This is a genomic window from Pseudoxanthomonas sp. LjRoot125 (genome assembly GCF_964252705.1).
In the GTDB taxonomy this organism is placed as follows: domain Bacteria; phylum Pseudomonadota; class Gammaproteobacteria; order Xanthomonadales; family Xanthomonadaceae; genus Pseudoxanthomonas_A.
Genome location: NZ_CAXUOY020000001.1, coordinates 1,444,547 through 1,456,174, shown reverse-complemented (window position 1 = coordinate 1,456,174; position 11,628 = coordinate 1,444,547). Strand labels below are relative to the sequence as shown.

Genomic DNA, 11,628 nt, shown 5'->3' with positions numbered 1-11,628 from the left:
GCGGGTGTTCGCGCCTAGGCTTTGACGTCGAGCAGGCTGCCCAGCGTCTGGTCGGCGACTTTCAGCACGAACAGGTTGGCGCCGAACATGGTCCGGTACGACAGCATCGCGCCGATGTCCTCGACCGGTGCCGACGGATCGGCCTCGGCGCCGACCACCGTCGCGGACACCCCGTTGCCCGGACCGGCCGACAGGGCCACGCCTTGCCGCGCGGCATCCGGCGTGGCGAGATTGGCGATGTTGTGCGCCGCCGCCTGCATGCCGAGCGAGGCGGCGCGCAGTCCCGAGGTGGCGATGCCGGCGATGGGGGTCATGCGAAGGCTCCGCAGGGTATCCAGCCTCGATATCGGCCGCGCCTGGCCCCACTTTAGCCTCGCGTCCACGGCCTGCCGACGGACGGGTGGTAGCATGTCGCCCTCTTCGAGATACCCCCTGAAATGATCGGTTTTTTCCGCCGCAAGAAGCCCCAGGACGGCCCGGACGCCGCCCCGCCCCGCCCTAGCACCGAGGACCTCGCCGCCGCGCTCCCGCGCGCGCCGGGCGAATCGCCGGCGGAGCTCCCTGCAGCGGCCGAACCGACCGTCGCACTGCCGGAGCCGACCACAACCGCCCTCGATATCGCCGAACCCGATGCCCTGCCCGCCGCCGCGGCCGGCAAGTCGGGCTGGCGCGACCGCTTGCGCCGCACCAGCGCCGCGCTCGGCCTGGCCGGCTTGTTCACGCGCAATCCGCGCCTGGACGACGACCTGCTGGATGAAATCGAGACCGCGCTGCTGACCGCCGACGTGGGCGTGCCCGCCACGACCGCGATCATCGAGGACCTGCGCAAGCGGATGAAGGAGCGCGAGTTCACCGACGCACAAGCACTGCTGAAGGCGCTGCGTGCGGACCTGATCGCGCTGATCGCGCCGGTCGCCAAGCCGCTGGTGATCGATGCCAGCCGCAAGCCGTTCGTCGTGCTGACCGTCGGCGTCAATGGCGTCGGCAAGACCACGACCATCGGCAAGCTCGCGCGCCGTTTCAAGCAGGATGGCCATAGCCTGATGCTGGCCGCTGGCGATACGTTCCGCGCCGCGGCCGTCGCGCAGTTGCAGACCTGGGGCGAACGCAACGGCGTGCCCGTCATCGCGCAAGGCCAGGACGCGGATGCCGCGTCGGTGGCGTTCGACGCGTTGCAGTCGGCCAAGTCGCGCGGCTTCGACGTGCTGATCGCCGACACCGCCGGCCGCCTGCACACGCAGACCGGCCTGATGAATGAGCTGGGCAAGATCCGCCGCGTGCTGGGCAAGATCGACGACAGCGCACCGCACGAAGTGCTGATGGTCATCGACGGGACCACCGGGCAGAACGCGCTTTCGCAGCTGCGCCAGTTCCACGCCGCGGTCGGTGTCACCGGCCTGGTCGTCACCAAGCTCGATGGCACGGCGAAGGGCGGCGTGGTGTTCGCGCTGGCGCGCGAGTTCGGCATTCCGATCCGCTACGCCGGCATCGGCGAGCGCGTGGAGGACCTGCGCGTGTTCGACGCGGAATCCTTCGTGGATGCGCTGCTGCCCGAGGCGCTGGGTGGCTGAAGCCGGGGGCGACGCGTTCGCGCTGCGCCTGCTGGCGTGGTTCGACCAACACGGCCGGCACGACCTGCCCTGGCAGCACCCGCGTACGCCGTACCGGGTCTGGCTGTCGGAAATCATGCTGCAGCAGACGCAGGTGGCCACGGTCATCCCGTACTTCCTGCGCTTCATCGAGCGCTTCCCCACGCTATCCGACCTGGCGGCGGCCTCCACCGATGACGTGATGGCGCACTGGGCCGGCCTGGGCTACTACGCCCGCGCCCGCAACCTCCACGCCGCGGCGAAAGCCTGCGTCGCCGAGCACGGCGGCGATCTGCCGCGCGATTTCGACGCCCTGCACGCGCTGCCCGGCATCGGTCGCAGCACGGCAGGCGCGATCCTGTCGCAAGCCTGGAACGACCGCTTCCCCATCCTCGATGGCAACGTCAAGCGCGTGCTGACGCGGTTCCACGGCATCGCGGGCTGGCCCGGGCTGCCCGCGGTGGAAAAGCAGCTGTGGGCACTGGCCGAGGGACATCTGAGCCATGTGCCCGATGGACGTCTGGCCGACTACACGCAGGCCCAGATGGATTTCGGCGCCACGCTGTGCACGCGTGCCAAGCCGGCCTGCGTGGTGTGCCCCGCGCAGGAGGACTGCGTGGCGCGTCGCGATGGGCTCACCGGTGCGTTGCCCACCTCCAAGCCGTCGAAGACCTTGCCTGAGCGCGAGGCCGTCGCGCTGTGGCTGGAGAACACCGCCGGCGACATCCTGCTGCAGCGACGCCCGGAAACCGGCATCTGGGCGTCGCTGTGGACGCTGCCGCAGGCCGACACCGAGGCCGGCATGCGCGACTGGTTCGCGCTGGAGATCAAAGGCAAGTTCGACGCGGCAGAAGACCTGCCGGTGGTCGTGCACACGTTCAGCCACTACCGGCTGCACCTGCAGCCGCTGCGCTTGCGCAAGGTCGCCCTGCGCGACGCGGTGCGCGACAATGACGACCTGCGTTGGGTGGCGCGCGGCGAACTCGCCACGCTGGGCCTGCCGGCGCCGATCCGCAAACTGCTAGGAAATTGACCGATGGCCCGCACCGTCTTCTGCCAGTACGAACACCGAGAAACGGAAGGCCTCGATTTCGTGCCCTATCCGGGCGAACTGGGCAAACGCATCTTCGCCAACGTCGGCAAACCCGCGTGGGCCGCATGGCTGGCGCACCAGACCATGCTGATCAACGAAAACCGGCTGTCGCCGCGCGATCCGAAGCACCGCGCGTTCCTCGAGGCGGAACTCGAGAAGTTCCTGTTCAACGGCGGCGCCGACAAGCCGGCGGGCTACGTCCCGACCCCGTAGCCCGTCCCGGCACGCCGTCAGTTCTTCGCCTCGCGCTCCACCGCGGACGCCTCGCGCAGCTCCTTCTCGCTGGCCCGCAGGGCCTTCACGTCCAGCGGGCGGATGGTGTCGATGCGGCAGGGGATCTTGATGCTGGACGTGCCCGGGCCCACCGGCAGGACGTCGTCGAAGCGCGCATTCACCCGGTTGGCGAACTGGGTGATGCTGATCGCCGCCGCGTATTCCAGGTCCTGGCAGCGGCCGGCGAACTCCAGCAGGTAGGCTTCGTTGGGCTTGGTCCAAACAGCCAGCGCGGAATCGCCCACCGGGGTCCAACCGTTGAGGTGACCGAGATAGCGGAAATCCTTGACCGGTTCGCCGGCATGGGCGCGGTAGAGGGCCAACCTCTCGGCCGTGCTGAGATTGCCGGTGGCGCAGCCCGCCAGCAGGGTGGCGGCCAACAGGGTCAGGGGGATCAGGTGTTTCATGGTCGGACTCCTGTCGTTCCAGAGGGGACTGTCGATAACGCCGATCATGCGCCGGCGGTGGACAAGCAGCGCGGAGCCGCCGGAGACGCGTTCAGCCCCGGGTGCGGCTTGCCATCCCCCACGCCGATCCGTATCATTTGCGGCCTTCGCACCGGCTCGGCCGTCCTGCGACAGATCTTGGCCTGGTAGCTCAGTTGGTAGAGCAGCGGATTGAAAATCCGCGTGTCGGTGGTTCGAATCCGCCCCGGGCCACCATATCGATCACGGAAGGCCTGCAGCGATGCAGGCCTTTTTCGTATCCGTCGCCGGCCGCGCCTTGCGTGCCTCCCTGCGGCCCCATCCGCCACGGCGCGATGTCCTCCCCTTCCGAGATACCCGGTGCCATGTCCGAGCCTATCCGCCTTGCCAAGCGCGTTGCAGAACTGACCGGTTGCTCGCGCGCCGAGGCCGAGCAGTACATCGAAGGCGGCTGGGTCACGGTGGACGGCGAAACGGTAGAGGCGCCGCAACACCCGGTCACCACCGAGCGCGTGGAGATCGATCCGGCCGCCGAACTCGGTGCCGCCGAACCCGCCACGCTGTTGCTGCACAAGCCCGAAGGCATCGCCTGGCAGGATGCCGCTGCGCTCGCAGTGCCGGCCACGCACATGACGGCCGACGATAGCGGCGTCCGCCCGCTGAAACGCCACCTCCACCGTCTCACCGCGCTGGTGCCGCTGGACACCGAGGCCAGCGGATTGATGGTGCTCAGCCAGGATGGTCGCGTGTGGCGCCGCCTGACCGAGGACTATGCGCAGATCGAGCAGGAGTTCGTGGTGGAAGTCCGCGGCGAAGCCGGTCCGTACACGCTCAGCCGCATCGGACACGTGAGCGCGTACCAGGGCACCGGGCTGGCGCCGTGCAAGGTCAGCTGGCAGAACGAAGTTCGCCTGCGCTTTGCGATCAAGAACGTGCAACCCGGCGAATTGGCCCACCGGTGCCGCGAAGGTGGGCTGGACGTGGTGTCGATCCGCCGCCTGCGGATCGGCAGGGTCGCACTGGCGAAGGTGCCTGTAGGTCAATGGCGCTATCTGCCGGCGGGCGTGCGCTTCTAGGGTCTTCCTGGCGGGAACGCCATCCTTGGCCCGTCGTCGTCCGCTTCCGCCCTGCCCTCCTACCCGCGACTGGACACTCTGTCAGGCCGACAGTGGTGTATGCCGCGCATCGAACACCACCCGCAATCGCGCGGTGTTTTCTTCACCGAAAGCGTCGACAGCCAGTGCGTAGGACTGCGTGTGCTTTACCGGCCACCGCGACGGCGGCGTTTCATCGGCATAGAAGAAGTAGTCCCAGAGAATGGCATCCCAACTGTTGCACCGCATGCTCAGCCCTGCCAGCTTCCCTTCAGGCTGCATCGGGCACGCGTTCGGCGGCGCGTCCTCGATCTCATAGGCTTGGCCATTCCAGCACGCGGGCTCGCAGTCGAGGAGCACGCCCTGCAACTCCGCGAGGAATCCGTACTCCGTCGATTCGCTGAGGCAGCCGCCAAGCGACTCGATCAGCTCTATGAACTCGTCCTTTCGCTCATCGGGAAAGGTCAGGTCGATATCCTCGTGCTCGCGCGTGATGCGTCCAAGTCGCGCGTCGATCGCCCAGCCACCGCCGATCCACAGCGGCATGCCGCGTTGACCGGCCGCGTCCAGCAGTTCACGCATAAGGTCCAGATGAAGGTCGTTCATGCCGCGTGGCTCACCTTCGTGCATGCGTGGCAGCGCACCGGACGCTCAAGACGTCGCAGGACGCGGACGCGGCTTCGGAATATCCGCCTTCGGCGCGCGTCCCGATCCGATCATCGCCACGGCACGCATCTCCACCACCGCGCCCGGCGACAGCAATGCGCTGGTGCCCACTGCGCTCCATGCGGGGTAATGCGTGGGGAAGAACGCGTGGTGGATCGGCGCGAAGCGGGCGAACTCGGCCTGGAAGCTCTGCGGATCGGTGGGGCCGGTATGGAAGGTCGTCAGCTCGACCACGTCGGCATAACTCGCGCCGGCTTGTTCGAGTTCCTTGCCCAGCGCCACGAACATCCGTCGCACCTTCTCTTCGTAGGTGCCCGGACCCGCGGCCGGGATGCCGGACACGATGACCATGTCGCCGACCTTCACCACCGGCGTGTAGTGCCAATCGTGGTACGCGGCCTCTTGGCCAGCGCGGGCGAAGTGTTCGCGGGTAGGAGCCTCCTGCGCGAATGCAGGCAGGGTGGCGAGCGACAGAAGCAGGCAGGTCAGGCGCAGCGGCATGGGCGGGGCTCCGTCAGGGAAGCGCGAGTCTCGCGTCGCTCCCGCGGACCTGCCATGTCCCATCCGTCACGCCCCGCCCACCTCGTTCACCTCCGACTGAACGAGGCAAGACCCGTCGCTCGCCCCACCCTCCCGCTTGACGCTACCTGCACGCTTCCTGCCGCAAGGTCCTTGCAGCCTTCCGCCGGAGCCGTCCCTTGGACATCGTGATCAAGAACGCGCAGCAGACCCTCCCCGAGCGCTTCGCCTGGCACCTCAGCCCGGTCGGCTACGACCTACGACTTGATGACGTTCCGATCGCCGAGATAAGGGCGCTCAATACGGGGTTGGTGCTGCGCATGCTCGTACAAGGCGGCGATATCGCACCGTTCGAAATGGTGGTGCGCTGCGAAGAGCGCGCTATCGGCTGGGCGACGCAGTGGACGCGCCAACGCGCAAGACTGCTTTGCCGGCTGGTGGATCGTCAGCGCGCCCAGTCGTGCAGCGCTCCGGACACCCCGGATGCCGCACAGCTGGCCGTCGCAGTCTGAGCCGATCTCAGGGGTGCTCGACCGCGCTGCGCTCCAGGCCCTCCAGGAACGCCACGCTTCGATCCATCGCTTTCCGCCCCGCGTCGGTATCGAGATTGAACTGGTACTCGTGGGCCAGGACGGGGGTGTAGTCCTTCGCGAAGAACAAGGCATCCACGTGCACGCCCTGTGCGCGCAGCGCGTCGGCCAGCGCGCGCGAGTGAGGTTCAAGAGGATCGGCATTGCCCGCGCTGATGAAGGCCGGCGGAAATGCGGGCGTGACGTGCCGTACGACGGAGAAGGTGTCCAGCCGAGGATCTTCGCGGAAATCCTTGCGCCCGGTGTAGGCCCACAAGACGGTGCGCATGAAGCCGGCGAAGGGGCTGTCCCACTGCACCAGTTCGGTGTCGTAGGGACCGCAGAACAACAGCACGCCTGCCAACTGCCGTGGCTGCAACGTGGGCGACACCCCGACGCGCCCTGCATGTGCGGGCGAGGTGATGGCATTGGCGGTTTCGGCAGCGATCTGCGCACCCGCAGAGTCGCCGGCCAGCACGATGCGCGAAGCATCAATGTTCAACGCGCCTGCGTGTTGCTGCAGATAGCCCAGTGCGGCATTGAGCTGGCGCGTGGGAGTTGGCCAGGTCGCGCCAGGCGCGATGCTGTAGTCCACGTTCACCACGACGAAACCCCGCGCGGCGAGGATGTGCAGGTAATTGGCGACGTCCTCGCGTCGTCCTGACACGAAGCCGCCACCGTGCACCCACACGACGGTCGTCAGGCGCTGTGCGCTGCCTTGCACCTTCGGTGGAAAGTACACGTCCAGCCAAGCGTCGGGATCGGCTGCGTCGTAACGCAGACCACGCTGCTCGGTAACGCCCGTAGGCAGGTGCTTTCGCAAGGCGTCGCTGGCTTCGGCGGCACCGCGATCGAAGACCCAGCGGATCGCCAGTACCGAGGGCCAGGGACTGAGCTGGAACGCGACCCACGTCCCCAAGCCAAGCAAGCCAAGTGCCACGGCCAGTCGGATCGCCCACCGGCGCCACCGCCCGCCCCCACCTTCCGTCGCCATGTCCGACCCCAGGAATCGACGCCCGGAGCGGATGTTCCTCTTTTGCGCCGGGCGTGCAAGATCCCGGCCTCAGAAAAAGAAAAGCCACCGGGCTGGAGAGTTGCCCGGTGGCTTGGGGGATGCGCGCCAGCCTCTCTCCGGCGCGCACCGCACTCAGTGGCCGTTGCCGGCGGCGAGCTTGTCCAGGTCGATACCCTGGTTGCGCAGTGTGCGGGTCGCTGCGATGGCGTAGTAAGCCAGGTAGGCGAAGCACAACACGCCAACGATGAAGCTGTAATGGATGCCGACCTTGTCCGCCAACGCACCCTGGGCGAGGCTGACGAAGCCACCGCCCATGATCATCATGATCAGCAGGCTGCTGCCCTGGTTGGTCTTGTCGCCCAGGCCGGTGATGGCCAGCGCGAAGATGCAGGGCCACATGGTGCTGCAGAACAGGCCCACGCTGATGAAGGCGACCACGCTGGTCCAGCCGGTGGTGAACATGCCGATCAACAGCGCCGCGATACCGCACGCGGCGAAGTACAGCAGCATGCGGGCCGGGTTGCCCTTGCTGGCCAGCGTCGCAGCGATCATCAGGACGATCACCGCCGCATAACCCAGGAACTGCGAGACGTCGTGCTTCATGATGGCGTTGACGGCGAGGAACACACCGAACGCGAGGTACGGCAGCAACAGGGTCAACCAGCGCTTGGCGCCGGCGCCGACACTGAACGCACCCGCGGCACCGCCCCAGCGGCCAATCATCAGGCTGGCCCAGTACAGCGAAACGAAGGGCGCGATCTGCGAGGTATTCAGGCCCAGTCCATCCGGCGATTCAAGGTAGGCCGGCAGGTTGCTGATGGTGGAGACCTCGACGCCGACGTAGACGAAGATCGCGATCATGCCCAGCACGAGCTGCGGATAAGCCAGCGCGGACTTCTTGTGGATCAGCTTGCTGCTGTCCTGCGCTTCGGTTTCGGAGAGCTTCTCCAGGTCGATGTGGTTGGGCACCGAGGAGAACTTCAGGAAGATCGCCACCAGGATGAAGGCCACGCCCAGTACGAGGTAAGGCGTCTTGACGCTTTCGATGCTGGCCTCGGTGTTGCCGGTCGCCACCGAGCCGAAGATCGCCAGGCTGACCAGCAGTGGGCCGATGGTAGTGCCGAAATTGTTGATGCCACCGGCCATGGTCAGGCGTTGTGCGCCCGTCTTGGGGTCACCCATGACGATGGCCAGCGGATTGGCGGCGATCTGCTGCAGCGAAAAGCCCAGGCCGACGATGAAGAGGCCCGACAGCATCAGGTTGAACGAACCCGTATTCGCCGCCGGATAGAACAGCAGCGTGCCGAGCGCGGAGACCACCAGGCCCAGGCAGATGCCATTCTTGTAGCCGATCTTGTTGAGCAGGTCCAAGCCTATGATCTTGGAGATCGCCACATAGATCAGCGAACCCACGGTGTAAGCCACGTAGAACGCGAAGGCCACGTACTGGCTCTGCGCCTGCGTCAGGTTGAACGCCTTCTTGAACACCGGGATCAGGATGTCGTTGCTGGCCGCAACGAAACCCCAGAAGAAGAACACGGTGATCAGCACGCCGAACTGCGACCATCGGGTGGTTTGTGTGGTCATGGATTGGTATGCCTGCTGGTAGGGAATCCGGACGGAACGGCCAGCCTACGGGGCCGCCGCGCGATTGCAACTTGCACTGCGTCAGTCGTGCCCCGTGGCGATATCACCATGGGGCACGACTCGTTTACTGGGCGCACTTCACCACGTCCGCCCCGTCGGCCGCACCGGCCACCACCTGGATGTTGGTGAAGGCGGCTGCGAACGGCGCATCGGCGGTGACGCTGAAGGGCGTATCCACGCCGGTCAGGTCGGCCCCGAGCTTGCCGAAGCAGGCCAGCGGAACCTTGACCGTCTGCTTCTTGCCGACAGCATCGCCCGAGAACGTCGCGGTCAGATCGAGGCTGGCGCCGCAGTTCGCGCCGCAGCCCACGGTGAACTGTACCGGCTTGGTCGGCGCCTGCTTCACCACGACATCGAACTGCACCACGCCACGCGCAGTCGCCATCGCCGCCAGGTTGTTCTTCGACGGATTGCGGGCGAAGAAGCGCGCGGGCGCCAGCCAGGTCACTTCCTTCGCGTCCTGCTGCGTGTTGACCTGCACGGTCGCCACCTGCAAGGCCGGCTTGGCTTGTGGCCAGCGCTGGGTGGTGTTCATGTCCGAGCCCACTGCCTTCTCTTCATTGCCTGCCGCCATCTGCAGGCTGAAGGGCGCGATGTCGGACTGCTTGAAGATGCCGAGCGCCGTGGCATCGCCACAGCTGGCCGTCGCATCTTCCGGCAGCTTGCCGACCGTCTTCGTGTCGCCGTAGCGCAGGCCGCTGTCCAGCGCGAACTGCGGCGTGCTGTCCGCCTTCGGACAGGCAACGGCGGGCCACGGGAACGTCAGCTTGCCGCGGAAGTCGTGTGCGGCCTTGCTATCCGCTCCCGCTACCAGCACGTCGGTAACACCCTTGCCTTCCGTGCCCGGCAGCCAGGCTGCGACGAAACTGTTCGACAGGTTGATCAGGTCGTTGGCGTACAACGCGCGCCCGGACAGGAACACCGTGACCACCGGCTTGCCCGTCGCCGCAGCGGCTTTCAGCACCGCCAGGTCTTCAGGGTGGCGCCGGCTGTGGGCCATCGAGTCGGACGGCACGATGTCGCCGTTGGTCTCGGCGTACGGCGTTTCGCCGATCGCCGCGACGATGACGTCGTAGCTGGCCGGGTCAACGCCCTCGGCGCTGTCGCGCAGGACGACGTTGGCGTCGCCCAGTTGCTCGCGCAGGCCGGCTGCGATGCTGTCGGCGTTCGGGAAATCCGCATTCGTGTTGTCGGTACCTTGCCAGGTCAGCGACCAGCCGCCGGTCTGGTTGGAGATGCTGTCGGCGCTCTTGCCGACCAGCAGCACGCGCTGCCCCTTCTTCAGCGGCAGCGTGGCGCCGTCGTTCTTCAGCAGCACCAGCGATTCACGTGCGGCACGACGTGCGAGATCGCGATGCACCAGCGATTCCGGTTTGCCGGCGAACTGGCTGGCAGACGGCTTGTGCTCCCACAGGCGGGCGCGCAGTTTGACGCGAAGGATGCGGGTGACGGCGTCGTCGATGCGCGCCAGCGGGATCTCGCCGGACTTCACCTGGGCGATGGTGTTGGCGATGAAGGTCTTCCACTTGTCCGGAACCATCACCATGTCGATGCCGGCATTGATGGCCTGCGGACAGCTGTCGTCGCTGCAGCCGGTCACCTGACCGATGCCGTTCCAGTCGGACACGACGAAGCCATCGAAGCCCATCTTGTCCTTCAGCGCGACCGTCAGCAGATCGCGCGTGCCGTGCATCTTGCCGTAGTCCTTGCCGGCGGAAACGTCGTTCCAGCTGTTGAACGACGCCATCACGGTCTGCACGCCGGATTCGATGGCGCCGTAATAGCCTTGGCCGTGGATGTTGATCATCTGCGACTGGGTGACCGTCGCGTTGCCCTGGTCCTTGCCGCCGTCGGTCGCGCCGTCACCGATGAAGTGCTTGGCGGTGGCGACGACGTTGCCGTCCTTGTCCAGCATGCCCTGCATGCCCTTGACGTAGGCAGCGGCGTACTCCCGGATCAGCGCGGGCTGCGAGGAGTAGCTTTCATACGTCCGGCCCCAGCGCGCGTTCTGCGCGACGGCGACCGTCGGGGCGAATGTCCAGGTCACGCCCGTGGCGCGCGTCGACTGGCCCGTGGCTTCGGCGATGCGCTCGATCAATTCGACGTCGTGCGCGGCACCCAGGCCGATGTTGTGCGGGAAGATGGTCGCACCGTACACGTTGCTGTGGCCGTGGACGGCGTCGGTGCCCCAGATCACCGGCACGGGGATCTTCGCATCGGTCGACATGGACGCGTCGTAGTAGGCGTCCGCGAGCTTCACCCAGTCCTCGACCGTGGCGTGCTTGTTCATCGCCGGCCAGGAACCGCCCCCGTTGAGTACCGAGCCGATGTAGTACTTGCGCACGTCGGCCGGGCTGATCGCCTTGATTTCCGGCTGCACCATCTGCCCGACCTTCTGCTCCAGCGTCATGCTGGCGAGGATCTCCGCCACGCGCGCTTCGATGGCCGGATCTTGCTTGAAACGGCTTTCCAGCGCCGGCCAGTCCTTCAATTCGGCCGTCGCATCGGCGGCGGCAGCCACCGGCTCGCTTTCGGCGTCCTTCTTGCCGGTGCAGGACAGGCAGGCCAACAGGCTGGCCCCCAGCAGGGTCATTCGGATCGGCTTCACTCGCATCTCCCTCTGTTTGTCGGCGCGCATGCGATCCCCGACAGGATCCGCGCCACGTCAAAAAATCCGACGGGACGCGGGGGCATGCCCCGCATCCCGTCAGGTGTTGCGGCGTTCAATCGTTGCGCGC

The 11,628-nt window shown here is 66.8% G+C and carries 11 protein-coding genes, 1 tRNA gene and 1 pseudogene; 6 read left to right on the top strand and 7 right to left on the bottom strand.

Annotation, left to right across the window (positions count from 1 at the left end):
- Positions 1 to 14: 14 nt before the first annotated feature.
- Entirely contained in the window at positions 15 to 314 is a 300-nt protein-coding gene (locus ACSION_RS06660; RefSeq protein WP_093490382.1) for a hypothetical protein, read from the bottom strand.
- On the opposite strand from ACSION_RS06660, the pseudogene ftsY reads away from it, so the two are divergent.
- From ftsY to ACSION_RS06645, 3 genes and pseudogenes are all read left to right on the top strand, one after another.
- A pseudogene (gene ftsY, locus ACSION_RS06655) lies at positions 245 to 1,571 on the top strand (signal recognition particle-docking protein FtsY); the annotation flags it as partial. The gene ACSION_RS06660 and the pseudogene ftsY sit on opposite strands and share 70 nt — an antisense overlap.
- A complete protein-coding gene (gene mutY / locus ACSION_RS06650; protein WP_435305368.1) occupies positions 1,564 to 2,622 on the top strand; it encodes an A/G-specific adenine glycosylase in 1,059 nt (352 codons plus the stop codon). The pseudogene ftsY and the gene mutY, both read left to right, overlap by 8 nt.
- A gap of 3 nt (positions 2,623 to 2,625) precedes the next feature.
- Positions 2,626 to 2,895 (top strand): oxidative damage protection protein, encoded by a 270-nt coding sequence (locus ACSION_RS06645; protein WP_435305367.1) that lies wholly within the window; start codon positions 2,626 to 2,628, stop codon positions 2,893 to 2,895.
- A 17-nt stretch (positions 2,896 to 2,912) separates the two neighbouring features.
- Here the strand turns inward: ACSION_RS06645 and ACSION_RS06640 are convergent, their stop codons facing one another.
- Positions 2,913 to 3,362, bottom strand: a complete 450-nt coding sequence (locus ACSION_RS06640; RefSeq protein WP_435305366.1) for a DUF6491 family protein — start codon at positions 3,360 to 3,362, stop codon at positions 2,913 to 2,915.
- 179 nt (positions 3,363 to 3,541) lie between these two features.
- Here ACSION_RS06640 and ACSION_RS06635 point away from each other — a divergent pair.
- Together ACSION_RS06635 and ACSION_RS06630 are read left to right on the top strand one after the other, a co-directional pair.
- Positions 3,542 to 3,617: transfer RNA gene (locus tag ACSION_RS06635), tRNA-Phe, on the top strand.
- 128 nt (positions 3,618 to 3,745) lie between these two features.
- Positions 3,746 to 4,456 (top strand): rRNA pseudouridine synthase, encoded by a 711-nt coding sequence (locus tag ACSION_RS06630; protein ID WP_435305365.1) that lies wholly within the window; start codon positions 3,746 to 3,748, stop codon positions 4,454 to 4,456.
- Positions 4,457 to 4,537: 81 nt separating this feature from the next.
- Here the strand turns inward: ACSION_RS06630 and ACSION_RS06625 are convergent, their stop codons facing one another.
- The gene (locus ACSION_RS06625) at positions 4,538 to 5,080 is read right to left on the bottom strand and encodes a nucleotidyltransferase domain-containing protein (RefSeq protein WP_435305364.1); all 543 of its coding nucleotides are present in this window, start codon (positions 5,078 to 5,080) and stop codon (positions 4,538 to 4,540) included.
- 45 nt (positions 5,081 to 5,125) lie between these two features.
- Entirely contained in the window at positions 5,126 to 5,641 is a 516-nt protein-coding gene (locus ACSION_RS06620) for a Rid family hydrolase (RefSeq protein ID WP_435305363.1), read from the bottom strand.
- Between the two features lie 197 nt (positions 5,642 to 5,838).
- On the opposite strand from ACSION_RS06620, the gene ACSION_RS06615 reads away from it, so the two are divergent.
- Positions 5,839 to 6,171: a hypothetical protein gene (locus ACSION_RS06615; protein ID WP_435305362.1), complete on the top strand. Its 333-nt coding sequence runs from the start codon at positions 5,839 to 5,841 to the stop codon at positions 6,169 to 6,171.
- Positions 6,172 to 6,178: 7 nt separating this feature from the next.
- On the opposite strand, the gene ACSION_RS06610 is transcribed toward ACSION_RS06615, so the two are convergent.
- From ACSION_RS06610 to ACSION_RS06600, 3 genes are all read right to left on the bottom strand, one after another.
- Entirely contained in the window at positions 6,179 to 7,147 is a 969-nt protein-coding gene (locus ACSION_RS06610) for an alpha/beta hydrolase (RefSeq protein WP_435305361.1), read from the bottom strand.
- A 228-nt stretch (positions 7,148 to 7,375) separates the two neighbouring features.
- Positions 7,376 to 8,830, bottom strand: a complete 1,455-nt coding sequence (locus ACSION_RS06605; protein WP_435305360.1) for an MFS transporter — start codon at positions 8,828 to 8,830, stop codon at positions 7,376 to 7,378.
- Between the two features lie 124 nt (positions 8,831 to 8,954).
- Entirely contained in the window at positions 8,955 to 11,498 is a 2,544-nt protein-coding gene (locus tag ACSION_RS06600; protein WP_435305359.1) for a glycoside hydrolase family 3 N-terminal domain-containing protein, read from the bottom strand.
- Between the last annotated feature and the right edge of the window lie 130 nt (positions 11,499 to 11,628).